This is a genomic window from Bradyrhizobium sp. 187 (genome assembly GCF_023101005.1).
Lineage (GTDB): Bacteria > Pseudomonadota > Alphaproteobacteria > Rhizobiales > Xanthobacteraceae > Bradyrhizobium > Bradyrhizobium canariense_D.
Genome location: NZ_CP064693.1, coordinates 943142 through 967608 on the forward strand (window position 1 = coordinate 943142; position 24467 = coordinate 967608).

The window sequence follows — 24467 nt, forward strand, 5'->3', positions numbered from 1 at the left end:
AGAGTTATCCAAAACGATCTACGGGAAGGTAGATTAATCCATTTTGGTGGTTTCCATGATCGAAGACCAGGACGCGCGGATTCTCGCCTATCTTCAGAAGGACGGCCGCGCCACCAACCAGCAGCTCGCCGACGCAGTCGGCATGTCGACTTCGGCATGCTGGCGCCGGGTGCGCGCGCTGGAGGAGAGCGGTGCCATCCGGGGCTATGCGGCCCTGGTCGCGCGCGAGCAGGCCGGCTTTGCGATGTCCGCGATCCTCCACGTCTCGCTGGAACGGCACGACGCAAAATTCGTCGACGAGTTCGTCGCGCGGGTGACCACGCGGCGTGAGGTGCTGGAGTGCTTTGCGACCACGGGCGATGCCGATTACCATTTGCGTGTCGTCGTGCAGGATATGGCGGCGTACAACAGATTCCTCGACGACTTCATGTTCCGCATTCCCGGCATCCGCTATGTCAGAAGCAACGTGGTGCTGAAGGAGATCAAGACGGGCGTCGCGCTGCCGTTTTGAGCTTGTGCTGAGGAGGCCGCGTAGCGGCCGTCTCGAAGCGCGACGCCACAACCGGGCCTTCATCCTTCGAGACGCTTGCTTCGCAAGCTCCTCAGGATGAGGATCACCGCTCCTCCCGCACGAACCTGTTCCGCAGCGTGCCGATGCCGGTGATGTCGATCTCCACGACGTCGCCGTGCTTGATATCAGGCGAGGCACCATCCGTGCCCATCCAGATCACATCGCCCGGCCATAGCGTAAAATACTTGGTCAGCTCGACTAGGAACGGCACCACGCCAAAGATCATGTCGTTGGTGTGGAAGCGGTTGGTCTCCTTGCCGTTGACCCGGACGATCGTTTCCATCTTGTCGAGGTCGGCCTCGGTCTCGATCCACGGGCCCATCGGCTTGAACGTGTCGGCGTTCTTCGAGCGCCACAGGCTGCGGTCGGCCTTCTGCCAGCTGCGCTCGCTGACGTCGTTGCCGATGGTGTAGCCGAAGACGCAATCCATCGCATTCTGATTGGTGAGATGCTTCACCTTCTTGCCGATGACGACAACGAGTTCGCCTTCGTAGTGGATCTTGTCCGTCGCAAAGGACGGGATCGCGACGTCCTCGTCATGCGCAATCAGCGCGTTTTGCGCGCGATAGCCGATCTCGGGGCGGTCGGGGACAGCAGGCACTTCGCCGCGCTTGTCGGCGGCTTCCTTCAGATGCTTGAGGTAATTCAAGCCGACGCAGTAGAAGGTGCGCGGAATCAGCGGCAGTTCGATCTTGACCTGCGAGAGCTGATACGTGCGCGAGGTGCGTTGCCATTCTCCGAAGGGATCGCCCTCGATCGCGATGACCTGGTCACCCTCGACGATCCCCCAGGACGTCTTGTCCGCAGCGGTGAATTTCAGCCAGCGCATGCCGTGTCTCCGTTGTTATTCCGCGGCATCGCGCGGCTGCACTTTCCAGTCGCCGGCAGCCGGCCGCTTGAGCCCGAGATTTTCCCGCAGCGTCTTGCCGCGATATTCCTTCTGGAACAATCCGCGCCGCTGCAATTCCGGGACGATATGTTGCACGAAATCGGCATAGGAGCCGGGCACATAGGTCGCGGCGATGACAAAACCGTCGCAGCCGCGCTCAACGAACATTTCTTCGAGCTTGTCCGCGATCTCCTTGGGACCGCCGACCATCGCATCCTGGACCTGGCCGCGGCCGGAGAAGGTGACGAAGTCGCGCGCGCTCGGATTGCTTTTGCCGGAGTTCTTGAGCACGCCGTCGCGGATGCCCAGAATGCCCTGCATGCTCTTCAGCTCTGCAGTCGTCAGCGGCTCGTCGAGATCCTTGGAGGCGAAATCGTAGTTGAGCGCTTCGGCCAGCAGCGACAGCGCGTCGATCTGCAGCGGCAGCTTGTTGATCAGCGCCATCTTGTCTTCGGCCTCGGCTTTGGTCGCGGCGCAAACCGGTGTCGTCAGGTTGCAGAGGAACATCGCCTCCGGATCGCGGCCGGCTTTCGCGGCCTCGTTACGCACCGACGCATAGCCTTCCTTGGCGGCGGCGAGATTGCGTGCAGCGGTGAAGATCACCTCACCCCATCGTCCTGCAAAGCGCTGGCCGCGGCCGGACGCGCCGGCCTGGATGATCACGGGATGGCCCTGGTCGGAGCGGGGCACCGTGAAGGGACCGCGGGACTTGTAGAATGGGCCCTTGTGATCGAGCCGCTTCACCTTGGCCGGATCGGCAAAGCGGCCGCTCGTCTTGTCCATGATGAGCGCGCCGTCTTCCCAGGTGTCCCAATGGCCGAGAACGATCTCCATGAATTCGTCGGCGCGGTCATAGCGGGCGTCGTGCTCGGGATGAGAATCCCGGCCCATGTTGAAGGCCTCGCCGTCATTGAGCGAGGTCACGACGTTCCATCCGGCGCGTCCGCCCGACATCAGGTCGAGCGTTGCGAAGCGGCGGGCGATGTCGAAGGGCTCGAAATAAGTCGTCGAGCCGGTCGCACCCAACCCGAGCTTCTCCGTCACCATGCCCATCGTCGTCAGCACGATCAGCGGATCCATCTTCACGCAGCGGATGCCGTATTCGACGGTGTGGGCGTGATCGTTGCCGTAGCGGTCCGGCATCGCCAGCCGGTCGTCGAAGAAGGCCATGTGGAACTTGCCGGCTTCGAGGATTTTGGCGATCTCCTGATAATAGTCCGCCGACATCGAATCGTCGCGCGAGTCCGGATGTCGCCACGAGCTCGGCAAATTCGTGCAGTTCTGGGCCTGAAGGAAGCCGACCAGTACCATCTGCCGCGTCATGCTGCTGTTCTCCGAATTGCGTCAGGCCGAAATCCGTCAGGCCAGGTCGAGGACCGTGTCGAGCCTGTACTCGCGCGCCAGCGCGCGCAGTTTTTCCCAGGTCGCATCCTCGATCTCGATGCCGTCGCGCAGGCGCTGCTGCTCACGCAAGCCCTCGATCTCACCGGGATAGAACACGCCCTTGCTGCCCTCGGAGGGCGGGGTCGATTTGAGATAGTGTGCGAACTCGGCGACCTCGCGCTTGAAATCCTGCAGCGGGCGAAACGCGGCGACGTTGAACACGGCCATGAAGCAGCCGTCATTGTGCCGGCCCGTGGGCTCGACGCCGAAACCGAGGCCGGTGAGCAGGCCGCACAGGACCTCGACCATTGCGGCGAGGCCGCTGCCCTTGTAGCCCTCGGTGCCGCCGAGCGGCAGCAGCGCGCCGCCCTTGCGATACTGGGTTGGATCGGTAGTGTGCCGTCCCTCGGCATCGATGATCCACCCCGGCGGGATTTCCTCGCCGCGGGCGACCGCGAGCTGGATCTTGCCGGCCGCGACCGCAGAGGTCGCCATGTCCAGGTAGAACGGCGCATCGAGGTCGGACGGCACCGCGATCGAGATCGGATTGGTGCCGAGCCGTGCCTCCTTGCCGCCGAATGGCGCCACATGCTTCGGCGAACGGCCGGAATCCGCCGTTGCGATCCCGATCATGCCTTCGCGCATTGCCATCAGCGGATAGGCGGCGAGGCGGCCGACATGGCTTTGCCGGAACACGGTGCAGGCGGCGACATTCGCCGTCTTCGCTTTCTCGATCGTCAGCGCCATCGCCTTGGCGTTGACGTGGAAGCCAAAACCCCACTGGCCGTCGATCACGGTCGTCGTCGGCGATTCCTGCACGATGGTCCATCTGGCGCCGGGCACGATGTGGCCGGCCTTGATCCGGTCAACATAGGTGGGAATGGCGATCACGCCGTGGGAATCGTGGCCGGCGAGATTGGCGTTGACGCAGCCGTTTGCGACCGCGTCGGCCTCTTCCTCGGAAGCCCCGGCAACCCGAAGCAGCGCTGCGCTGATGCGCGTGAGGCGGTCGGCATGGACGATCGGCATGGCGCTTCCCCGGCATGGTGCCCTTAACAGGCTGCTTGTTGGGCGCCATGGTCTCAAAGCGCGGCTGCGATATCAATCTCCTGTAAACCAATACAGGGCTGCAAATTCGCAGCGAGCAGGGCCGTCGGGCGAAGATTCGTCCCGCGCGGTGGCATTTTCGACAGATTGGCGCAGGTCGTTCGCAGCTCGTTCACTTTGATCGATGGTTTGCAGCGCGCAATAACGACCACTTAGGCGATCGCCGGTCATAACGTCATCCGGGAAAAAAAGGCAGAAATGCCCGGGAGCTGAGATCGTGCCGACGACACTCGCGCGCACCTTTGCGGCGTTGAGCGCCATCAACGAAGCGATCCTCTACGCGAAATCGCCGGATGAGCTGTACCAGAAGGTCTGCGACGCCGGGTTTGCGAGTGGAGACTTCATGGCCGTGGCCGTGTTCCTTGTGGAGCCGGATGGCCATAAGCTTCGCTTTGCCGCTGGTCGCGGCGATGACGTGGCGCGGCTGAGCGCGATCGAGATCACCACGCAGGCTGGCACGCCGGAAGGCTTGGGCGTGGGCGGCGAGGCGTTCCGCAGCCAGAAGCTCTGCATCAGCAACGATTTCCTGAACGATCCGCGTTCGCTGGCATGGCGCAACGGCGCGGTGGCGGCGGGTGTCGGCGCGGCCGCGGCGCTACCCCTGGTCTGCATGGGACGCAGTATTGGGGTGTTGTATGTTACGCGGTCGGGCGCCGGCTCGCTCGACGAGGCGATGGTCTCGTTGTTCGAGCGGATGTCGGCCAATATCTCTCACGCGCTGGAGAGCTTCGCGACCGAGGGAGCCCGCCTGGATGGCGAGCGGGCAGTGCGGCGGCTCAACCGCATGTTCGGCGCGCTCAGTGCGACGAACGAAGCAATTCTGCAAGCCAGCACTGAGCTGGACTTGTACCAGCGGGTCTGCGACGCCGCTGTTTATAGCGGCAAATCGCTTGCCACTTTCGTTCTGCTGCACGAGCCGGATTCCGAATGGCTGACGCCGGTGGCAGCGACCGGACATAATCTGGATCTGATCAGACAGTCGCGCTACTCGATTGATCCGGAGAGTCCCTACGGCAAGGGCATCTCCGGCGAGGTGTTCCGGACCCAGCAAGCGATCGTCGAGGACGACCTCGTCAATCGCACCAAGGGGACCACCTGGGAGCAGGCCAACGTCAATGCCGGCGCCGTCGCCTGCGTGGCTGCTCCCTTGATCAAGCGTGGCACCAGCATCGGCGTGCTGTTTTTCTTCGTGAGCAAAGCCTGGGCGAAAGACGAAGGCATCGTCGCATTGTTGCTGCGCATGACCGAAAACGTGTGCTTTGCGCTCGAGAACTTCGACCGCGACAAGGAGAAGGCCCAGATCGCCTTGGAGGAGGATCGGCTGGCGCGTATGTACGCAGCGCTAAGCGCGACGAACGAAGCCATTCTGCGGGCAAGGTCGCGCAGCGAACTGTTGGATCTGGTTTGCGAAGCCACGGTGCACGGCGCCAAGTTCGCCTCGACCTCCATTGCATTGCTTGACCGCGATGCGGGACTGCTTCGTGTTGTTGCGTCCTTCGGACCGAACGCCGAGGAAGTGCGATCCTTCAGGCTGTCGGTCAGCGACAAGGAGCCGGAAGGACGAGGGCTGACCGGCACCGCGTTCCGGACGCGGCGGCCCTGTATCAGCAACGACGTCCTGGCAGACGCCCGCCTCAAGCCTTGGCACGCCAGCGCGCGTCGCAATGGCATTAGGTCCTCAACCGCGATGCCGCTATTCAACGGCGACAGCGTCGAAGGCGTATTCCTGTTCAATTCGCCCGAGTGCGGCACTTTCACGGACGAATTCGTCGAGCTATTGCGCAAGCTCCAGGCCAATGTCGCCTTCGCGTTGGAGAACTTCGACCGTGCCGACGAGAAGGCGAAGGCCGACAGGCAGCGTGACAGGTTGAGCGGCATGTTCGAGGCGCTGAGCGCGACGAACGAGGCAATCATGCGCGCCAAGACGCGCGAGGAGCTGTTCGAAGGGGCGTGCCAGGCAGCCGTGCTCGGCGGCGTATTCGCCTCGGCGACAATCGGCATTATGGACGACCAGCGTGAACTCGTTCGCGTGGTCGCCGTGAAGGGGCGCCTCCAGGAGCGGATGGTGGGACGCACCTGCTTTGTTTCCGCCGACCATCCTGAGGGTCGCGGAATCATAGGGATGTCGCTGCGGACCCGCGGGCCCAGCGTCATCAACGACTATCTCCACGACCTCCGAGCGGCGCATTGGCACTCTAAGGCGATCGAAGATGGAACGCGAGCGGCTGCCAGCTTCCCGCTGCTGCGCGCCGGCCAGGAGCCGATCGGCATTCTGCTTTTCCTCGCGCCGGAAGAGAATACGTTCACACCCGATATGGTCGAGTTGCTCGGGCGCCTCGCCGAGAACGTGTCATTTGCACTCGATAATTTCGATCGCGCCGAGGAAAAGGCCCGCAACGAGGCGCGGACGGAGCGTTTGGCTCGCATGTTCGCGGCGCTGAGCGCGACCAACGAGGCGATCATGCGGGCGAAGTCGCGCGCCGAACTGTTCGACCTCGTCTGTCTCGCCGCATCGAACGGCGCCAAGTTCACCTCGACCACCATTGCGCTGGCGAGGGTCGATAGCGATCAGCTGGAGATCGTGTCGAGCGCCGGACCGTCGTCTGACACCACGCGCAATGTCCGCCTATCAATCGACCCCGGGCGCCCCGAGGGGCGCGGAATGAGCGGCACGGCGTTCCGCACCCGCCAGCCCTGCATCAGCAACGACTATCTCAATGACGATCGCGTTCGCGCCTTTCATTCCATTGTCCGCAACGACGGCGCGCGGTCGGGCGCGGCTTTTCCCCTCGTCGCACACGATCGGGCCGTCGGCGTCATGATCTACATGTCGACCGAGCCCGGCACCTTCACGGCCGAGTTCGTCGAGCTGTTGCAGCGCCTCGCCGACAACGTCTCCTTCGCGATGGAGAATTTCGACCGGGCCGACGAGAAAAACCAGGCCGACGAGCGAATCGAATACCTCGCTTCGCACGACAGCCTGACCGACCTGCCGAACCGCGAGACCTTCAACGGGTTGCTGCATGAGGCGATCGACGAGGCGCAGCGCCACGATCAGCGCTTTGCGGTGCTGTTCATCGACCTCGATCGTTTCAAGGTCATCAATGATTCGCTGGGCCACGAGGCCGGCGACCTGCTCCTGCTCGAAGTGGCCAACCGGCTGCGTGGTGCCCTGCGCGCAAGCGACGTGGTGGCGCGGCTCGGCGGCGACGAGTTCGTAGTGATCCTCGATCAATGCGGCGAGGTCGACGACGTCCAGCGCATCGCGACCGGGCTGCTGACGGCGCTTGCCGAGCCCATGGAGCTAGCGGGGCACGAGTGCCACACCACGGCCTCGATCGGCATCGCGATGTATCCGACCAACGGCTCCGACGTTCAGATGCTAACAAAGAACGCCGACATGGCGATGTATCTCGCCAAGGAAGATGGCAAGAACGGCTATCGCTTCTTCTCCAAGGAAGTGAAGACGCAGTCGATCGAGCGGCTGTCGTTGGAGAGTGCGCTGCGCCGGGCGCTGGAGCGGAATCAGTTCACTTTGAACTACCAGCCCAAGGTGGACATGGAGACCGGCCAGATCACCGGCGTGGAAGCCCTGCTGCGCTGGAGGCATCCCGATCTCGGCAGCATCTCGCCGGCGCAGTTCATTCCGCTTGCGGAGGAGACCGGATTGATCGTGCCGATCGGCCGCTGGGTGGTGAAGGAGGCCTGCGCGCAAGCCATGGCCTGGCAGCGCCGCGGCCTTTTGCCGGTATCGATGGCGGTCAACCTGTCGCCGCGCCAGTTTGTCGACGAGCATCTCTTGCAGGACGTCGACGAGGCGCTCGCCGCAAGTGGAATGTCGCCGGTGCTGCTCCAGCTCGAAGTCACCGAGAGCATGATGATGCGCAACGTCGGGCGCGCGCTCAAGGTGCTCGACGCCATCCAGAGTCGCGGCATCCGTCTCGCCATCGACGATTTCGGCACCGGCTATTCGTCGATGTCTCTGATGAAGCATTTCCCGATCGACACCATCAAGATCGACCGCTCCTTCGTGCGCGACCTGCCGCAGGATTTGGAAGACCAGGCGATCGCGCAGGCGATCATCAGCATGGGCAAGGCGCTCGGCATGACCGTGGTGGCGGAAGGCGTCGAGAATGCCGAACAGGAGGCATTCCTGCGCGCCCATGGCTGCGACGAGATGCAGGGCTTCCTGATCTCCAAGCCGCTGCCGGCGCGGCAGATGGCCGAGCTGCTGCAGCCCATGGAGCTGCCCTACGCGCCGCCGCTCCAGCCGGAGCCGGACCATGCCGCCACCGCGGCCGCGGCGCTACGGTTGAAAAGCGCTGTCGTCTGACGGCTGCGGGTGCAGCTCGCGGGCGTCGTCTTCCTTGATTTCCGCCTTGCGCGGAAAATCATCCGGCCAGGTCGGCGAGGTTTGCTTGGCGAACAGGGCGAGCAGGGCGTGCGCGCCTTCGGCAAAGCTCGAGTCGTGGCTCAGACCGAGTTCAGAACACCACGCGTGTGGCATCGGCTCGTGCGCGTCGAGCACCGCCATTGCCGGACCCCACCACCAGGCCGGCGCTGGCGATCGTTCGCCCTCCGGTACGGCCTGCCAGAGGACGAGCTCGTCCATCATGCGCTCGAATTGCAGGTTTGCGGCCTGATGCATTCGTTCCGTGCTCCCTTGGGTCGCGCCTGAAAGCAGGCCGATGCGCGGACTCGATCGTGGCCTTCGCTGTGAAAAGCTGGCTCGCGCAATTGGCTGAGCCGATTGTGCCGCTTGTGTCGGCGGCCATACAAAACACGCGGCGGCCGGGAAAGTTGCCGACACCGACTGTGACAGTCTCTTTAGCCGCTTATGAGCCCGGCCCGCAAGGCGCAATACCGGCGCCGCTGGCGTTGAAATAGCGCAGGCGGGGCTGGCAACCGGCGGCGATCATGTCGTCGTCTACTCAGCGATTATTAAAGGGCCGATGGCGGCTGAACAGCAGATAGATTGCGCGTGGGTTGGTGGTTAAATAGCGCCAGAACAGGCGGCGGGGCTCGAGCAAGGTGCGCCAAGCCCATTCCAGCCCGATCTTCTGCATCCATCGCGGCGCGCGGGCGCGGCTTCCCGACAAGAAGTTGAACAGGCCGCCGGATGTCTTGATGACGCCGACATTGGTGAGATGCGGGGTGAATTCCTCGACGAACGCCTGCTCGTTTGGCACGCCCAGCGCAACCCAGAGATAATCCGGCGCAAGCGCGTTGATCTCGTCGACCTTCGCGCGCAGCGCGTCGCCACGGAGATAACCGTGGCTGTAGCCAACGATCTTGAGGTTTGGATACATCTTTCGGACGTTCTCGACCGCAAGGGCGTTCTCGTCCTCGCTGGCGCCGAACATGTAGAAGGTGCGGCCGACCGCTTCAGCCTTGCGCGCGACGACGTGAAACAGGTCCGTCGTGGCGACCCGCTCGGGCAACGGAAACCAGGATTGTAGCCTGGACGCCGCCACCAGCGGCTGGCCATCGGCGTTGATCAGGTCAGCGCTGCGGAACAGGCGCTCGGTCTCGGGTTCGGTCGAGCACCGCGCCAGCACCTCGCCATTGGCCGAGGTCAGGTGCAGCGGACGGCCGATGCGATGGCGCGGATCGGTCGCCTCGATCATGAAATTTGCGGTCGCTTCCAGATCGAGTGCGGCCATGCGAAGGCCGCCGATGGTGATCCGCGGCACGTCGGCGGTTGCGGCCCGGCCATCGAGATTGATGCGGCGCTCAAGCATATTGTCTGCCTCGTTGGCGAGCTTGGGCCATAGGGGTGAGTTCGTCGAGCACGACGCCGACGAGCTTGCGCTCCGCGCGGCCGAGTGTGCTCAAGATCTCCTCCAGGCCGTCGTTGATGTCGAGGCTGGTCGGCAGCACCGCCACCAGCGCGTCGGCATCATCGAGCAGCTTACGGCTGCCGGCCGTGAGTGGCGCCGCGGGGCCGTCAAGGATCACAAGGTCATAGCCGCCGGCGGAGCGCGCCTGCTCGATGGCCTTGCGGATGGCGTCAGTGGCCTTGCCGGCGTCGCGTTCGGCGGCCGGCAATATCGAGATGCCGTTGAGTGTCTTGATCTCGCGCGCGGCCTTGCTGCCGATCGAAAGCCATCCGACCTTGCTGGGCTCGCTCTTGACGGGACGGCTGACCTTGTTCGAGAGCGGGTGCGCCTGATGGTCGGCATCGATCATCAGGACCCGGGCGCCGTCGCGCGCGGCCGCGAGCGCGAAATTCAGCGCGGTCACGCTGCGCCCGGTGGTCTCACCGGCACCGACGAGCGCGATGACCGGCATTGTCTTTCCGCCGGCGCGCCGGGCCGCCGTAGCGCGCATGTCGCGCCAGGCGTTGAGCAGCGTCGTCAGTGGAAAGCAGGGGCGCAGCGTTGGCCAGCCGAGCCGGGTGAGGTCGATGCCGCCGCCGGTGGCGAGAATGGCACCGAGCGTGTGGATGACGTCGGCCTCCTGGAGGCGCGCGATCAGCGGCTTTTCGATCAGGGGCTTCTCGACCATCGAAGGTTGCAGCGGCGGGGCGGCGAGTTCCGGCAGTGCCTCCGCGACTTCCGGGGCTCGCGAGACCGGCTGGGACCGGGCAGTCTCCGGCGCCCGCGAAGGCTCTGGAGCTCGCGGAGCTTGCGGCAACGGAGTGCGATTGGGACGGGCCGGCGCCGGTGCGAACGCACCGGCCACCAGCAGCTCTGCCGCGACGAACCAGCTCGATGCAGCGATTGCGCCGAAGATGAAGCCGATCATGGCGAACAGGCTCATCGCCGGCGGGAACGAGCGCCGCTGCGGCACCGTCGCTTCGCCGATGATTCGGGCCGCCGAGGTGTTCAGCGTCTCCTGCTCCTCGGTCTCGCGCGAGCGCTTGAGGAAGGATTGATAGACGTCACGGCTGGCATCGGCTTCGCGCTCGAGTTCGCGCAGGCGCACGGCGGCCTGGCTGAGCTGGACGCTCTGCCGCTTCTGCGCCTCCAGCGCCCGGCTGAGCGAGGCTTCAAAGTCGCGGGCGCGCGTCAAATCGTTCTTGGCGGACTGGGCGAAGCGGTCGATCTCTTCGTTGATGGTGCGCTTGAGATCCTCGACCTGCTTTTCGGTCTGGCGCAGCGCTGGATGACGCGGGCCGAGTTCGCCGGCCTGCTCCGCATATTTCTTGCGCGCGTCGGCATATTGCGCGCGCAGGTTGGCGATGGTTGGCGATTGCAGCGCCTCGGAGTTCGCGCCTGCATCTGCCGTCGTGCGCCGGCTCGCCTCGATCTGGTCGAGGCGCGCCTGCGCGTCCATCGTCGCGGCGCGGGCGGCGGAAAGCCGCTGGTTGCTGGCGGAAAGCTGCTGGTCGCTGATCAGCGCGTCCTGGGTGCCGACGAAATTGTTCTGGGCCTTGTAGGTCGCGAGCACGGTCTCGGCGTTGCGCAGCCGCTCGCGCAGTTCCTTCAGGCGGCCGGAGAGATCGTTGGTGGCGCGCCGCGCGGCTGACGCCTGCGAGTTGCGGGACTCCGCGAGGTAGGCGCTGGTCAGCGTGTTGGCGAGCATTGCCGCTTTCGCCGGATCGGTCGACCAGACTTCGATATCGACGATGAAGCTCTTCTCGGTCTTGCGGATCGTGATGTGCCGGTTCAGCGCCTCGAGGGCGGCGAGCTGCACTTCCTTTTTCTCCGCGGCGGAGGGCGCGTGGGGCTGAAGGCCGATCAGGCCGAGCAGCGACGACATCACGCCTTTGCCGTCGGCGCCGCCGCCGAATTCGGGATCCTTGTCCAGATCAGCCTGCTGGATCACCTGGAGCAGCACGCTGTTGGAGGTGATCAGGCGCGCCTGGCTCTCGACCACCATCGACATGCCGGAGACGTCCTGCGCGCGGGGCGTTAGCTCGCGGTCGACGAGCTGAAGCTCGCGCGGGTCGACATAGAGCTGGGCGGTGGCGGTGTAGCGGGGCGTCAGGCTCTTGCCCACGGTGACGGCAAGCGTCGCACCGAGCAGCGCGGCAACGGCAATCGCGATCTTCCGCCGCCAGAGCAGATTGACCAGCTCCAGCACGTTGAAGCCGGCCTGAGGCCGGTGCTGCGGGGCCTCCGGTCTGGCCCGATCTATCGGCTGGTTATAGTCAAGCATGATCCCCAGCTTTCATTCCAAGTGCCGCGAGCTGAGGGGGTACTCTTCGCTCTACGCCACGCACCTCAGATATAGGTGCCCACTCAACGCAACAGGGGAAATTAACCATACTCATTGAGGGACTATTCACCGAAATGGCAAACAAAGCGTTTAAGCGCGTGCCTCTCTTCGACGCGTCGTCGTGACGCGTGCGATGGCGCGGTCCTTCAGAGATTAACGGTTCGTTACCCCGTGCGGCGTGGCCGCGAGGCTTCGCTGGTCTTGCGATCGGCCGCGCGCGCACCATGGCCGTCAGCTTTTCCGCAGGATGACGTGATAATCGCCGCGGCGGACGTCGGTCCCGCGCGGGAGCACGGCGTTGAGAACGGCGGCGCCGGCGTCGACCAGGGCTGCGAACAGCGGCTTGCGCCGGCGCATCTCGGGATAGCGCGGGCTCTCGACCTCACGGCGGTAGATCATCTCGAGGCCACTGGCGGCGGCGAACGCTTCGAGCCTCGGCAGCGACACCAGGGGATGGAAGAAGGTCGGGAACGGCGGCTCGCCCGGCAGGCCGGCATCCTTGATGCCTCGAATGTGCCGGTAGAACCAGACGTGGAACCAGTGCGGCGAGTATTTGGTGACGACCCCGGACAATGAGCGCGGATTGGGCGCGCCGATCAGAATCATCCCGCCGCGCTTGAGCGCATCGCGGAAATTCAAGAGTGCGGCGTCGACCTTGGGAAGATGTTCGATCACGTTGTAGCAGATCACCAGATCGAAGGTCTCGCGCCCGAAGCGGTAGGTCTGGACGTCGCCGAGGATCGCTTCGTCCGCGTAGCTGTTGTTGCGAACCTGGTCCTCGTCGATGTCGACGACGGTGACCTTGCTGCGGTTCAGCAATTCCGGTGGCAGGACGCTGCACGAGCCGCCTCCGGCTTCGTAGGTGGCGAGCTGGCCCCGTGGCAGTTCGCGGCGCAGTACGTCGTGAACGGCGAGCAGGCTGTCGCGGGCTTCACCGGGGACGAGATCGTGCAGCGCCTGAGTGTGTGCAATGGCCGCGGGAATTTGGACCGCCGTGGTTGTCGCGAAATCGATCGTGGCTGGCTTGTTCATTTTTTTCGGACCGCGCTTGTTCGACTTAAATTTACAGGAAAAATCTCGTGTGCCCGTAGAGCAAATCCGATGCCGCGACGCTTCACCCGCCGCGGTGCTTACGATGGGGTTAATGAGCATGTGCGTTAACTACGGCATCCTCCGCGCCAGCCGCCGTCGGCACGGTGGACCGCGAATTGCAGTATCACGCGTGCAAGGTTTCGCGGCAGAAACACCCGAAAGCGGTTAAGTGCATGGATGGCGGAACATCGGCGGCCTTGGCGCCGTCGTCAGGCTCAAACCGGCCGTTCATTTTGGGACGCATCCGTCCCGGGGCGATGTGCCGTCGCGGGACGGCGCTGATCCCGGGATCGAAGCAGGGCTTTTTCAATCTATCTCGGACATCTAGAACGTCATGACATTGATCCCGACAGACCTGTCCGCCACGCGTATCTCGCATGCCGTGCGCGATCCCAACCGGGAGATCGCGGCCAGCTCCCGGATCATCGACCTGTCGGTTGGTATCGTCGTCTGCATCCCCTGCTTCCGCCGCCCGCAGCATCTGCGGTTGACACTGGACTCGCTCGCCAGCCAGCGCACCCCGCGCTCTTTCGCCGTCGTCATGGCCGAGAACGATGCGGTCCGGCGCGAAAGCGCGCCGGTGGCCGCGGAGTATCTCGCCGATGGCAGACTTCAGGGTGTCTGCCTGGTCGAGAAACGGCAAGGCAACGTCCAGGCGATCAACGCCGCCTTCGAGACGGCGCTGGCGCTGTTTCCCGCCGCGACCCGGTTCCTGATGATCGACGACGACGAGATTGCCTCGCCCGATTGGCTCGAGCTGATGGTCCGCACCGCGGAGGCGACCGGCGCCGATGTGGTCGGCGGGCCGGTGCTGCCGGTCTTCGAGGACCACCGCATGCCCTGGCTTTCGCGCCACCCCGTTTTCTGTCCCGCCTATGATTACAGCGGCGCTGTGCCCTTGATCTACGGCTGCGGCAATTGCCTGATCACGCGTGCGGCGTTCGAGAGCTTTGCCCGTCCCGCCTTCGACCCGCGCTTCAACTTCCTCGGGGGCGGCGACTGCGATTTCTTCGTGCGCTGCCGCGACGCCGGCATGACCTTCCACTGGACGGCGGAAGCAGTCATCACCGAGACCGTGCCGCAAAGCCGCACCAGTTTCGGCTGGATCGTGAAGCGAGGCCTGCGCATCGGCGCGATCAATTATCGTGTGCAGTCCAAGGCCGCGCAGGGCGCTGCGGCGCGAGTGTGGGTGTTTGCGCAGATGCTCGGGAGGTTGCCGCTGTCGCTGTTGCGCGCGGCCGCTCTGCTGAAATCGTCGAAAGCCGTCGTCGCGATGCATCCCGTGATGGTCGCGCTCGGCTCGGCGCTCGCCGCGTTCGGCATCGAGCCGAAGCCCTATGAGGCCTCGAAGATCGTGTCCTGACGCCGAGGCGGCGGGCTAAATACCGAAGCAGGCGAGGGCGACCCTGACCGCGGAACGCGGCAGCGATTTGAGCGAGCGGCGCCCGACTATCCCGAGATAGGCGAAGGCCTGGCGATATCTACCGAAGCGGACCGCTTGCATTGCCGAATACGTGACGAGATGAACCTCGGCGGCCTGGCGCAGCCCGGCCGCCATGCCCGCGGGCAATCGCGCCATGATCAGCCCGTCGTCGAACACCCGCGCGATCGCCGGAAAGAAATCCTGTGGCGTCCGCACCGCCGCGTTCATGGTGTTGGCCGTGTGAAGGCGGTAGTCGAGCAGAAGGTTCGGCGCAAATTCGAATTCGCCGATCGCGGCAAGGCGGCACCAGCAGTGCCAGTCCTCGCAATATCTGAGCGAGACGTCGAACCCGCCGATGGCGCGGAAGGCCTCTGCACGTGCGAGCGCAATGCCGCCATTGACGATGAAGTTGCCGGCGGCGAGCCGCGCCAGCACGTCGCCGGACGGTTTGCGGCGGCCCTTGAGCAGATCCCGACGGCCGATCTGCCGTCCCTCGCTGTCGATCGTATTGTAGTCGCCGTAGACCAGAACCGCTCGCGGCGCGCCACGCGCAGCCGCCAGCAGCGCCGCGACCGCGCCGGGCCGCAGGCGATCGTCGGCATCGAGGAAGAGCAGCCATTGGCCGTTCGCATGCTGCGCGCCGAGATTGCGCGCTGCCGATACGCCGGCGGCGCCGTTGGTCATCAGGCGCAGTCGAGGGTCACGAATGGCGCGGACGATGGCGGGGGTATCGTCGGTCGAGCCGTCGTCCACGACGATCACTTCGGTGACCTCGGTTTGTGCCAGTGCGCTGGCGAGGGTTTCGCCGACATAAGCCGCAACATTCTTGGCCGGAATGACGACGGACACCGACGTGGTTGAGCCGACCTGCAGCGGGACGCGCGCCGCTGGAACGACGCGCGATGTGGCAGGCAATTCGAGAATGTCTTCCGCGGTGATCAAGATACGGCTCGCCTTTAACGGTCTGTTAACCAGGGCGCATCTGCGCTTGGCAATGCGATCGATCGCAACCCTGGCCGCCCTCGATGATACTCGCATCGGGAAAAAAGCGTCGCCACGAAGGCTGCCGCAGCGTTGGTTTCGTCAATTAGCGTTAAGCCGCCGGCATTAAGCCTGTGGCAAATTAGGAAGAGTGCGACAGCCGGTCCCATGCGAGAATGCGCATCAGGCCGCCGCGGATGGACACCAGTGCCCGCAAAGACATTCGACTACGATCCCGACGATATGGTCCTCAACCTGTTCTACGAGGACAAGGATGATCGCTGGTTTCCCGGCGACCGGCATCTGCGGCGCATGGCGCGTCGCATGCTGCTTGGCGAGCCGCGCATGAGCGGGCAGCTGCGCGTGTTCCTCAATCTCTGTGCGGGGCTCGATCGGCTCGGTATCCGCTATCGCGTCAACGACTATGGCTACATCGCGCGGCATCCGGGCGAACTCGCCTGCATCATCGGCCGCACCTTCTTGCTCGACAAGTTCGCCTGGAAAAATCCGATCCTGCTCGGCGTCGCCGCCCACAATCATCCGCTCGACGATCCCGACCTGTTCAAGCGCCTGCCGGTGAAGAAGGTCGTGGTGCCCGGCCCGTGGTACGCCGACATGTATCGGCCGCATTGGCCCGACACGGAGGCCTGGCCGATCGGCATCGACACGGATCTCTGGGCACCGCCGGCGACGTCGCAGAAGAGCGTCGACGTCCTGATCTACGACAAGGTGCACTGGGACCGCGATCGCTACGCGGCGGAGCTGATCGAACCCGTCCGCGCCCGGCTCACGAGGGAAGGCCGCTCGTTCGCCGAGCTGCGTTACGGCAGCTACAAGGAAGAAGACTATCGGGCCGCGCTCGCGCAATCGCGTGCGATGATCTTCCTCTGCCAGAACGAGAGCCAGGGCATCGCCTATCAGCAGGCATTGTCTTGCGGCGTGCCGGTGCTGGCCTGGGATCCAGGCGGGCCGTGGCGAGACCCCGACTACTATCCGCATCGGGTCCAATTCGCGCCGGTGTCGTCGGTGCCGTACTGGGACGATCGTTGCGGCGCCAAGTTCGTCGACATCGCCGGGTTTGAGGCGGGCTGGGATGATTTCTGGGCCGGGTGCGCCGCCGATACGTTCGATCCCCGCGGTTTCGTGCTGGACAACCTGACGCTGGAACAGCGCGCGCTTCAATATTACGAGATCGCGCGGAGCATCGTGCGGCAGCAGGCGGTGCCGCAGCGCCCCGCTGGACTGGTTGACGGATGCTTAACAGGGATCGGCTAAGACTTCGAGCTTCCCCCGGGCTTCACCACCAGCCTTGAGCCATGGATCGCAGCGCCATTGACATGACCGACGTCGAGGCCCGATCGTTCGGCGGCGTCCTGCGCGATGGGCTTGCAGGGGTCGACGCCGTGCGGGCGGCGCGCTGCCTCGTCGCAGTCGCAGCGCTGCTCCTCGTGCTGGTGACGCTCGATCCGTTTCCCGACCTGCGCAGCGAGGATGTCACCACCGTCGTCGGCGGACGAATGGCGCTCACTTATGTCGCCTGGGGCCTGCTGGCCGCGCTCGCAGTCCTGTTGGTCGCCGCAACGGATGCGCCCGCGCTTAAGACGCTGGTGACGCCGCTGCATCTCTGCCTGGTCGGCTGGCTGTTGATCAGCATCGTCTTCTCCGAGAATCGCGGAGTCTCGATGCAGCGCTTCATGCTCGCAGCCAGCGTGATGTCGCTCGCGGTGCTGTTGCCGTTGCTGCCGCCGACGCAGCGCAGCTTCAACCTGTGCCTCGGCGGCGCCGCCCTCGTACTGCTTGCGCTCTGCTATCTCGGCGTCTTCGTGGCGCCGCAATACTCGATCCACACCGCACTCGACGTCACCGAGCCGCAGTTGGCCGGCGACTGGCGCGGCAGCTTTGGTCACAAGAACATCGCTTCGCCGGTGATGACCATCCTGATTTATGTCGGCATTTACCTGTCTGCCATTGGTTCGTTCTTGATGGGGCCGGCCATCGCCGCGCTGGCTGGAATCTTCCTGATCTTCACCGGCGGCAAGACGTCGTCGGTACTGTGCCTTGCGATTTATGCGCTCGCCTCGCTGGTCTGCGTGACGCCGGGCCTGTGGCTGAAGCGGATCATCTGCTTCGTGCCGCTGATCGCGATGAACCTGCTGACGGTCGGCAGCGTCATGAGCCCGGCGCTCGGAGCGATGACGCGGCTGCTTCCGCTCGATCCCACCTTCACCGGCCGTTCCGCCATCTGGGAGTTCGCGCTCGCAGCTGTCGCGGAGAAGCCGATCATCGGTCACGGCTACGCCGCGTTCTGGGACGACGTGACCGCGCGGCAGACCGCCCAGGGCGCCGAATGGGCGACGAGCGCGGCGCACAGCCACAACAGCTATCTCGACCTCGCGGTCACCATCGGCCTGCCGGGGCTGTTGCTGGTGATCCTCGTCTTCGTGCTCGCGCCGCTCGGCAATTTCCAGACGGCCCGAACTCACAACCGCAGCGGTGCGTTGGCAAAGCTGTTCCTGACCGTATGGCTGTTCGGCCTGTATTACGGGGCCACCGAGACCTTCTTGCTCGAACGGCAAAATCCGATCTGGTTCATGTTCACTGTTGCCGTGGCCGGCCTGCACTTCCTGGCCAGGTTCCAATGCGTCGCGGAAATGGAACCGGACGACTTGTCGCAGCCGGTGCCGCCGCAATGGCATCGGCTTAACGATAAGCTGTGAGCTCACTTGTGGCCGCGACAAAACATAATCTATCTGGAAACGCCCAGTAATCGTATGTCCCGCGGATGACGATCCTCAGCGTCGAGCAACCAGATGGTCTTGTGTCCAGCGCGTCGGCAATCGCGGTCGATTTCGTGCGTGATTGGCCGCGGGCCGCATCGCGCCTGAACGCAGGCCATCGCACTGCATTCCAGCATGGCTACTGGCTCGGCGCCTGGTACGAGGCGTTCCACGATCTCTCGCCGCTGATTGCATTGATCTCCGATGCCACGACCGGCAGGGACATCGCAATCGTGCCGATGATCAGCCATCTCAGGCGCGGCATCCGCATCGTCGAATTCGCCGATCTCGGCGTTTCCGACAACAACGCGCCGATCCTGGCGCTCGATGCCGCGTTGGACGCGGCGGCGGCGGATGCGATCGGCACGGCGCTGATCGACGCATTGCGCGCATTGCCGGACCGCTTCGATTTGCTGCGCCTGAAGAAGATGCCGGCCCAGATCGGCGGCAACCCGAACCCGCTGGTGTCGCTCGGCCGGATCGGGTCCTGCTCGCTCAACGGCAACCTCGTGCTGACCGGCGACGACTATGAAGATTACCAGGCCTCGATCAAGCGCATGCAGATGCCACGCTGCTGGCGCGTCTTCAACCGTCACGCCGGCGCGCGATTCGAGATCGCCACCGATGTCGCGCGTGCGCGCGAGCTGCTGGACGTGATGGATGCCCAGCAGCAGGCGCGCATGCGAAAGCTCGGCTCGCGCTTCGTCCTCAACGACGAAACCCATGCGCAGTTCTATCGCGAGGTCGCGCGTCGGGGCGTCGCGAACGGTTATGCCGTCATCTCGGCGCTGGTTTGCGACGAGGCCATTGTCGCCACCGCGCTCGGCGTCAGGTTCGGTGAGACCTATTTCCTGCTGCGCATCAGCCACACCGGCGATTCCTGGTCGAACTGCTCGCCGGGGCTGCTCGTGACCGAGCGCACTATGGCGGCGCTGCATGCGGAAGGCGTGCGCCGTTTCGACCTCAGCATCGGCAACCAGGACTACAAGCGCCGCTTCGGCGCCGAGCCGGTGCCGCTGACGGATGTCAGCGTCGCGCTGTCCTGGCGCGGCATGCCCTTCGCGTGGCGCGACCACGCCGCGCAGGGCCTGCGTCGTCACCCCAGGCTTGCCGCCTTTGCGGCGCAGGCGATGGGCAAGAGGACGCGCTGACGCGCCGCCCTGGATTGTAGGGTCACTCGATTATCGCAATCGTTGTGTTATCGTCGCCTGTTTCCCGGAGGCGACATGGAAGATCGTTCGGCAAAATATCGCGCATTCTATGCACAGTTGATCAGCGCCGCGGCGAGGGCCGCGGACCCCCGTATCGAAGAAGCGTTTCGCACCGTCAGGCGCGAGACGTTCGCCGGACCCGGGCCGTGGTCGATCTCGGTTGGCGGCCACCCCTATGTTGTCACACCCGATGATGATCCCGCTTTCCTCTATCAGAACACGCTGCTCGCGCTCGACAGCGCGCGGGGTCTCAATATCGGGATGCCCGGCGCGCACGCCTATTGGCTCAGCGGTTGCGCGGTGAAGGAAGGCGAGACTGTGATCCAGATCGGCGCGGGGAGCGGCTATTACACCGCAATCCTCGCGCATCTCGTCGGCCCCGGCGGCCGCGTCCATGCCTACGAGATCGACGAACGTCTGGCAGGCCTCGCGCGCGAGAATCTGAAGGACATCGCCCATACGGACGTGCGGGATCGATCGGGCATCGCGTCCGATCTTCCCAAAGCCGACGTGATCTATGTCTGCGCGGGTGCGGCGCAGCCGGCCACCGAATGGCTCGATGCCTTGCTGCCCGGTGGGCGGCTGGTGTTTCCACTCGCGCCCGAAGGCATGATCGGCGGCATGTTGATGATCACGCGCCCCGACGAGGGGGCGGTCTGGCCCGCCAAATTCCTCGGGCGTGCCCAATTCATCGGCTGCGCGGGATTGCAGAACGCGGATGCCGCCCGGCGACTGGCCGAGGCGTTCGCAAGGGGGTGGGAGGGCGTGCAGTCGTTGCGGAGAGAGGGCGCTCCCGACGAGACCTGCTGGTTCGCCGGTGAGGGCTGGTGGCTGTCGACAGCGCCGGCGCCTGTCGCGACTGCGCCCATTAAGCCCAACGCGGACATCACGCAGGCCTAGTGGCTAGAGCATCATGACTTCGCGCAGCCGGCACAGTGAAAGCGGCCGCGTGAGGCCTTGAACAGGCTCCGGCAATACCAGCGCCGCGCCAGCGCCTGAGCGGGCCTGCGGATCATCTGCGCGATCAACAAGAGTTCGAAAGCCATTCGTATCGCTTTTGGTGAAATATCCTGGCCACAGAGATGGGGCGGCATCTCCAGAAGAGAATGCCGCCCAGATCGCACCTGCCATGCAGTGGTTCGGACGTAAAGCTTAACCGCGCTCAGCCGTGCAGCTTCCTGGCTGTCTCCGCGATCTGGCGGCCCTGATAGCGTGCGCCGGCGAGCTCGTTGGCGCTGGGCTGCCGGCTGCCGTCGCCTCCGGTGATCGTGGTGGCGCCGTAAGGCGCGCCGCCGGTGACCTCGTCGAGCTTCATCTGGCCGGCAAAGCCGTAATTCAGGCCGACCACGACCATGCCGAAATGCAACAGGTTGGTGATGATCGAGAACAGCGTCGTCTCCTGACCACCATGCTGGGTCGCGGTCGCCGTGAAGGCGCGGCCGACTTTGCCGTGCAGCGCGCCCTTGGCCCAGAGACCGCCGGCCTGGTCGAGGAAGTTCGCCATCTGCGAGGCCATGCGGCCGAAGCGGGTGCCGGTGCCGACAATGATCGCGTCGTAATTGGCGAGGTCGTCGATCGTGGCGACGGGGGCGGCCTGGTCGAGCTTGTAATAGGACGCCTTGGCGACCTCGGCCGGCACCAGCTCGGGTACGCGCTTGATGTCGACGGTGGCACCGGCTTCGCGCGCGCCTTCGGCAACGGCATTGGCCATCGTTTCGATGTGGCCATAGGCGGAATAATACAGGACGAGAACTTTGGTCATGATGTCTCCGATGGGATTGAGTGAGTGCTTTTTTTGGGTCGTCATGCCCGGGCTCGTCCCGGGCATCCACGTTCTTGTTCGCTCGTCGCGGGGCGTGGATGGCCGGGACAAGCCCGGCCATGACAGAGAGAGCCGTTACGCCGCGTCGACGAGCACGATCTCGGAATCTTCGAGTGCCGTGATTTTCAGCCTGTCCTCGTCGCGGATCGCGGCGCCGTCGCGGGCGTTGACGCGCACGCCGTTAATTTGGACTGACCCCGCCGCGGGCACCAGATAAAGGTGCCGCGACTTGTGCGGCACGTACTCGGCGCTCTCACCGGCCTTCAGCGTGGTGGCGAGCACCCGCGCATCGGCGCGGATCGGCAGCGCGTCCGTGTCATGCTCGAAGCCGCTCGCGATGGTGACGAGCTTGCCCGAGCGGTCTCCTTTCGGAAACGGCTTCGAGCCCCAGGTCGGCTGCCCGCCGCGCGCGGTCGGCTCGATCCAGATCTGGAAGATGCGTGTCTTGGTCGACTCGAGATTGTACTCGGAGTGGCGGATGCCGCTGCCGGCGCTCATCACCTGCACGTCGCCCGCTTCGGTGCGGCCTTCGTTGCCGAGGCTGTCCTGATGGGTGATCGCGCCCTCGCGCACATAGGTGATGATTTCCATGTTGGCGTGGGGATGGGCGGGAAAGCCGGTGTTCGGCGCGATCTCGTCGTCGTTCCAGACCCGCAAGGCGCCGTGACCCATGTTGTCGGGGTCGTAATGGCTTGCGAAGGAGAAATGATGCTTGGCATTGAGCCAGCCGTGATCGGCGCCGCCGAGCTTTGCGAAGGGTCTGAGTTCGATCATCTGCGTAATTCCTTGTTTTGGCGGATGGCGCCTTGATCAGGCGCCAAAACCGCCGTCGACGTTGAGCACCGTGCCGGTGACGAAGGAGGCTTCCGGACTTGCGAGGAACACGACGCCAGCCGCGACTTCCTCGGGGCGGCCGAAGCGCTGCAACGCGTGCTGCTTGCGCTGGGTCTCGGCGAACTCGCCGCCGTCCTTCGGGTTCATGTCAGTGTCGATCGAGCCGGGCTGCACCACATTCACGGTGATGCCGCGTGGGCCGAGGTCGCGCGCTGCGCCCTTGGTGTAACCGACCACGGCGGCCTTGGTGGCGACGTAGTCCGCAAGACCCGGGAACGAGGCGCGATCGGCGAGCATCGAGCCGACGGTGACGATGCGGCCGCCTTCGCCCATCAATTGCGAAGCGGCGCGGATCGCAGCGATCACGCCATGCACGTTGATGGCATCCTGGCGGGCGAGCGCTTCGGTGTCGGCATTGGCGTCATCGATCGCACCGCCGCTCGCGACGCCGGCATTGTTGACGAGGATGTCGAGATGGCCGAACTCCTTCGCGACGTCGTTGACGAGCTGCGTCACGTCCTTGGCCGAGGCCTGGTCCGCCTTGAAGGCGCGGGCATTGACGCCTCGGGCCTTCAACTCGGTGACGACGGCTTCCGCCTTTTCGGGAGAGGCAACGTAGCTGATCGCGACATCCGCGCCTTCATCGGCGAGGGCGCGAGCAGAGGCCGCGCCGATACCGCGCGAGCCACCAGTGACGAGGGCAACCTTGCCTGAGAGCTTCTTGGTCATTGGATTTCTCCATTCCTGAATTTCTGATGACCCTTGGATAAGCCTCTGTTTGTGGTATAGAAATAGAAACTGTCGAAACACATTGTTTCCTTAAACATCCCAATTGGATCCGCTTTCATGGCCAAACTCCCCGATTTCGAGGCGCTCGCGATTTTCGCAAAAGTCGTGGAATTACGGTCGTTTGCGGGGGCCGCTGGTGAGCTCGCGATGTCCAAGGCAACGGTGTCCAAGGCGGTCACGCGCCTCGAAGAGCGGCTCGGCGCCCGGCTGTTCAACCGCACCTCACGCCGGCTCGCGCTGACCGATGCCGGGCATAAGCTCGCCGAGCGTGCGACGCGCCTGCTGTCCGACGGCGAGGCGGCGGAGAACGAGGCGCTGGCGCAATCGGTCGCACCGCGCGGCCTCGTGCGGCTCGCCGTGCCCATGACATTCGGGATCAAGGCGGTGGCGCCGCTGCTGCCGGAGTTCTTCGAGGCGTATCCGGAGGTCTCGGTCGATCTGCACTTGAGCGATGCGACCATCGATTTGATTGGCGAGGGCTTCGACATGGCGGTGCGGATCGCGCGGCTGCCGGATTCCTCGCTGATCGCCCGCCGGCTCTTCACCATGCCGCGTTTCACGGTGGCCGCGCCGTCATATCTCGAGCAACACGGGCGGCCGACGCATCCGATGCATCTGGCCGAGCACAAATGCTTCAGCTACGCCTATCTCTCCACGCCCAACGTCTGGCACTACACCAACTCGGCCGGCGAGCAGGCCAGCGTACGTCCGGGCGGACAGCTCCGCGTCAACAACGGCGAAGCGGTGATGCCGGCGCTGATCGCCGGCCTCGGCATCGCCGACCTTCCGGAATTCATCGTCGGTGACGCCATCTCCTCCGGCGAGGTCGAAGTGATCCTGAAGGACTGGAAGCAGGTCGAAGGCGCCGTGCATCTGGTGACGCCACCTGGCGGCCCGCGCCCCGCGCGCGTCGAGGCGCTCGGTGATTTTCTCGCGGCGAAGCTGCCGGGGACGTGCAAGCGGCGAGTGCGCGGAAAGGCAAAGCCGTCTTAGAAAAGCCGTCGTAGAGCGAGCGGCTTCATCGACCTCCATCATTGCGAGGAGTGAAGCGACGAAGCAATCCAGAATGTCTCCGCGGAGGTATTCTGGATTGTTTCGCTGCGCTCGCAATGACGGGTTGGACTAAGACACCTTCTCACCATTACGCACCACAATTCGCAAGCTCGGCTTCAACGTCTCCTCCAGTTGCGACTTCAAATCATGAACACGCGGATCGCGCGAACGCTTCGCGCAGACCGCGTATTGGTGCACGGATTGCGCCAAGGCGCGTCGCGCTTCCGGCGTTCGCGTCACGTCCGGCTTTGAAAGCCGCAAGACGATGGCGGCGAGATTCACCAGCATCTCGTCCAGCGCCACGTCAATGGTCTGAAGTCTATTCATCGCTCCACTCCCTGGGAGGCAACGGTGAGCCCAGGGGGGCGTTCC

Annotated in this window: 22 protein-coding genes; 8 read left to right on the forward strand and 14 right to left on the reverse strand. The window is 64.5% G+C overall.

Annotated features, from left to right (window positions below; genetic code table 11):
• The first annotated feature begins 55 nt into the window (after positions 1–55).
• Positions 56–511: an Lrp/AsnC family transcriptional regulator gene (locus IVB19_RS04560; RefSeq protein WP_018453391.1), complete on the forward strand. Its 456-nt coding sequence runs from the start codon at positions 56–58 to the stop codon at positions 509–511.
• A 103-nt stretch (positions 512–614) separates the two neighbouring features.
• On the opposite strand, the gene IVB19_RS04565 is transcribed toward IVB19_RS04560, so the two are convergent.
• From IVB19_RS04565 to IVB19_RS04580, 4 genes are all read right to left on the reverse strand, one after another.
• Positions 615–1400, reverse strand: coding sequence for a fumarylacetoacetate hydrolase family protein (locus IVB19_RS04565; RefSeq protein WP_018453392.1), 786 nt, complete (start codon positions 1398–1400; stop codon positions 615–617).
• Positions 1401–1415: 15 nt separating this feature from the next.
• Positions 1416–2783, reverse strand: coding sequence for an LLM class flavin-dependent oxidoreductase (locus IVB19_RS04570; protein ID WP_018453393.1), 1368 nt, complete (start codon positions 2781–2783; stop codon positions 1416–1418).
• A 36-nt stretch (positions 2784–2819) separates the two neighbouring features.
• Positions 2820–3872: an Ldh family oxidoreductase gene (locus IVB19_RS04575; protein ID WP_018453394.1), complete on the reverse strand. Its 1053-nt coding sequence runs from the start codon at positions 3870–3872 to the stop codon at positions 2820–2822.
• 72 nt (positions 3873–3944) lie between these two features.
• Positions 3945–4121 carry a hypothetical protein gene (locus IVB19_RS04580; RefSeq protein ID WP_157642888.1) on the reverse strand — a complete coding sequence of 59 codons (177 nt, stop codon included), beginning with the start codon at positions 4119–4121 and terminating at the stop codon, positions 3945–3947.
• A 46-nt stretch (positions 4122–4167) separates the two neighbouring features.
• Between IVB19_RS04580 and IVB19_RS04585 the strand changes: the two genes are divergently transcribed.
• Entirely contained in the window at positions 4168–8283 is a 4116-nt protein-coding gene (locus IVB19_RS04585; protein ID WP_247821049.1) for a sensor domain-containing phosphodiesterase, read from the forward strand.
• On the opposite strand, the gene IVB19_RS04590 is transcribed toward IVB19_RS04585, so the two are convergent.
• The 4 genes from IVB19_RS04590 to IVB19_RS04605 form a co-directional block, all read right to left on the reverse strand.
• Positions 8257–8598, reverse strand: a complete 342-nt coding sequence (locus IVB19_RS04590; RefSeq protein WP_018453396.1) for a hypothetical protein — start codon at positions 8596–8598, stop codon at positions 8257–8259. The genes IVB19_RS04585 and IVB19_RS04590 overlap by 27 nt on opposite strands.
• A 283-nt stretch (positions 8599–8881) precedes the next feature.
• Positions 8882–9691, reverse strand: coding sequence for a WecB/TagA/CpsF family glycosyltransferase (locus tag IVB19_RS04595; RefSeq protein ID WP_018453397.1), 810 nt, complete (start codon positions 9689–9691; stop codon positions 8882–8884).
• Positions 9684–12053: an exopolysaccharide transport family protein gene (locus IVB19_RS04600; RefSeq protein WP_018453398.1), complete on the reverse strand. Its 2370-nt coding sequence runs from the start codon at positions 12051–12053 to the stop codon at positions 9684–9686. The genes IVB19_RS04595 and IVB19_RS04600 overlap by 8 nt, the downstream gene beginning before the upstream one ends.
• A 291-nt stretch (positions 12054–12344) precedes the next feature.
• Complete coding sequence (locus IVB19_RS04605) at positions 12345–13145, reverse strand: class I SAM-dependent methyltransferase (RefSeq protein WP_018453399.1); 801 nt, start codon at positions 13143–13145, stop codon at positions 12345–12347.
• Between the two features lie 394 nt (positions 13146–13539).
• Between IVB19_RS04605 and IVB19_RS04610 the strand changes: the two genes are divergently transcribed.
• Entirely contained in the window at positions 13540–14568 is a 1029-nt protein-coding gene (locus tag IVB19_RS04610) for a glycosyltransferase family 2 protein (protein ID WP_018453400.1), read from the forward strand.
• Between the two features lie 15 nt (positions 14569–14583).
• On the opposite strand, the gene IVB19_RS04615 is transcribed toward IVB19_RS04610, so the two are convergent.
• A complete protein-coding gene (locus IVB19_RS04615; protein WP_018453401.1) occupies positions 14584–15570 on the reverse strand; it encodes a glycosyltransferase in 987 nt (328 codons plus the stop codon).
• A gap of 246 nt (positions 15571–15816) precedes the next feature.
• Between IVB19_RS04615 and IVB19_RS04620 the strand changes: the two genes are divergently transcribed.
• The 4 genes from IVB19_RS04620 to IVB19_RS04635 all read left to right on the forward strand — a co-directional run bounded on the left by IVB19_RS04620 (position 15817) and on the right by IVB19_RS04635 (position 20497).
• Positions 15817–16884, forward strand: coding sequence for a glycosyltransferase (locus tag IVB19_RS04620; protein WP_018453402.1), 1068 nt, complete (start codon positions 15817–15819; stop codon positions 16882–16884).
• Between the two features lie 41 nt (positions 16885–16925).
• Positions 16926–18326: an O-antigen ligase family protein gene (locus IVB19_RS04625; RefSeq protein ID WP_018453403.1), complete on the forward strand. Its 1401-nt coding sequence runs from the start codon at positions 16926–16928 to the stop codon at positions 18324–18326.
• A gap of 65 nt (positions 18327–18391) precedes the next feature.
• Positions 18392–19537: a GNAT family N-acetyltransferase gene (locus IVB19_RS04630; protein ID WP_247299339.1), complete on the forward strand. Its 1146-nt coding sequence runs from the start codon at positions 18392–18394 to the stop codon at positions 19535–19537.
• Between the two features lie 75 nt (positions 19538–19612).
• Positions 19613–20497 (forward strand): protein-L-isoaspartate O-methyltransferase family protein, encoded by an 885-nt coding sequence (locus tag IVB19_RS04635; RefSeq protein WP_085350128.1) that lies wholly within the window; start codon positions 19613–19615, stop codon positions 20495–20497.
• A gap of 3 nt (positions 20498–20500) precedes the next feature.
• Here IVB19_RS04635 and IVB19_RS04640 read toward each other — a convergent pair whose 3' ends face one another.
• The 4 genes from IVB19_RS04640 to IVB19_RS04655 all read right to left on the reverse strand — a co-directional run bounded on the left by IVB19_RS04640 (position 20501) and on the right by IVB19_RS04655 (position 22982).
• Positions 20501–20728, reverse strand: a complete 228-nt coding sequence (locus IVB19_RS04640; protein ID WP_157642889.1) for a hypothetical protein — start codon at positions 20726–20728, stop codon at positions 20501–20503.
• A gap of 31 nt (positions 20729–20759) precedes the next feature.
• Entirely contained in the window at positions 20760–21359 is a 600-nt protein-coding gene (gene wrbA, locus IVB19_RS04645; RefSeq protein ID WP_247821050.1) for an NAD(P)H:quinone oxidoreductase, read from the reverse strand.
• Positions 21360–21494: 135 nt separating this feature from the next.
• The gene (locus IVB19_RS04650; RefSeq protein ID WP_018453407.1) at positions 21495–22193 is read right to left on the reverse strand and encodes a pirin family protein; all 699 of its coding nucleotides are present in this window, start codon (positions 22191–22193) and stop codon (positions 21495–21497) included.
• A 36-nt stretch (positions 22194–22229) separates the two neighbouring features.
• Positions 22230–22982 carry an SDR family NAD(P)-dependent oxidoreductase gene (locus IVB19_RS04655; protein WP_018453408.1) on the reverse strand — a complete coding sequence of 251 codons (753 nt, stop codon included), beginning with the start codon at positions 22980–22982 and terminating at the stop codon, positions 22230–22232.
• A gap of 117 nt (positions 22983–23099) precedes the next feature.
• On the opposite strand from IVB19_RS04655, the gene IVB19_RS04660 reads away from it, so the two are divergent.
• Positions 23100–24035 carry a LysR family transcriptional regulator gene (locus IVB19_RS04660; protein WP_085350126.1) on the forward strand — a complete coding sequence of 312 codons (936 nt, stop codon included), beginning with the start codon at positions 23100–23102 and terminating at the stop codon, positions 24033–24035.
• A 129-nt stretch (positions 24036–24164) separates the two neighbouring features.
• Here IVB19_RS04660 and IVB19_RS04665 read toward each other — a convergent pair whose 3' ends face one another.
• On the reverse strand, positions 24165–24422 hold the full coding sequence (locus IVB19_RS04665; RefSeq protein ID WP_026232525.1) for a hypothetical protein: 258 nt from the start codon (positions 24420–24422) through the stop codon (positions 24165–24167).
• Between the last annotated feature and the right edge of the window lie 45 nt (positions 24423–24467).

Bases quoted from the DNA above. Each gene is read 5' to 3' on its own strand.
- IVB19_RS04635 (WP_085350128.1), top strand. From the start codon at position 19,613: ATGGAAGATCGTTCGGCAAAATATCGCGCATTCTATGCACAGTTGATC.
- IVB19_RS04655 (WP_018453408.1), bottom strand. From the start codon at position 22,982: ATGACCAAGAAGCTCTCAGGCAAGGTTGCCCTCGTCACTGGTGGCTCG.
- IVB19_RS04610 (WP_018453400.1), top strand. From the start codon at position 13,540: ATGACATTGATCCCGACAGACCTGTCCGCCACGCGTATCTCGCATGCC.
- IVB19_RS04590 (WP_018453396.1), bottom strand. From the start codon at position 8,598: ATGCATCAGGCCGCAAACCTGCAATTCGAGCGCATGATGGACGAGCTC.
- IVB19_RS04595 (WP_018453397.1), bottom strand. From the start codon at position 9,691: ATGCTTGAGCGCCGCATCAATCTCGATGGCCGGGCCGCAACCGCCGAC.
- IVB19_RS04625 (WP_018453403.1), top strand. From the start codon at position 16,926: ATGGATCGCAGCGCCATTGACATGACCGACGTCGAGGCCCGATCGTTC.
- IVB19_RS04605 (WP_018453399.1), bottom strand. From the start codon at position 13,145: ATGAACAAGCCAGCCACGATCGATTTCGCGACAACCACGGCGGTCCAA.
- IVB19_RS04630 (WP_247299339.1), top strand. From the start codon at position 18,392: ATGACGATCCTCAGCGTCGAGCAACCAGATGGTCTTGTGTCCAGCGCG.
- IVB19_RS04575 (WP_018453394.1), bottom strand. From the start codon at position 3,872: ATGCCGATCGTCCATGCCGACCGCCTCACGCGCATCAGCGCAGCGCTG.
- IVB19_RS04600 (WP_018453398.1), bottom strand. From the start codon at position 12,053: ATGCTTGACTATAACCAGCCGATAGATCGGGCCAGACCGGAGGCCCCG.
- IVB19_RS04560 (WP_018453391.1), top strand. From the start codon at position 56: ATGATCGAAGACCAGGACGCGCGGATTCTCGCCTATCTTCAGAAGGAC.
- wrbA (WP_247821050.1), bottom strand. From the start codon at position 21,359: ATGACCAAAGTTCTCGTCCTGTATTATTCCGCCTATGGCCACATCGAA.
- IVB19_RS04660 (WP_085350126.1), top strand. From the start codon at position 23,100: ATGGCCAAACTCCCCGATTTCGAGGCGCTCGCGATTTTCGCAAAAGTC.
- IVB19_RS04665 (WP_026232525.1), bottom strand. From the start codon at position 24,422: ATGAATAGACTTCAGACCATTGACGTGGCGCTGGACGAGATGCTGGTG.
- IVB19_RS04570 (WP_018453393.1), bottom strand. From the start codon at position 2,783: ATGACGCGGCAGATGGTACTGGTCGGCTTCCTTCAGGCCCAGAACTGC.
- IVB19_RS04650 (WP_018453407.1), bottom strand. From the start codon at position 22,193: ATGATCGAACTCAGACCCTTCGCAAAGCTCGGCGGCGCCGATCACGGC.
- IVB19_RS04565 (WP_018453392.1), bottom strand. From the start codon at position 1,400: ATGCGCTGGCTGAAATTCACCGCTGCGGACAAGACGTCCTGGGGGATC.
- IVB19_RS04580 (WP_157642888.1), bottom strand. From the start codon at position 4,121: ATGACCGGCGATCGCCTAAGTGGTCGTTATTGCGCGCTGCAAACCATC.
- IVB19_RS04640 (WP_157642889.1), bottom strand. From the start codon at position 20,728: ATGGCAGGTGCGATCTGGGCGGCATTCTCTTCTGGAGATGCCGCCCCA.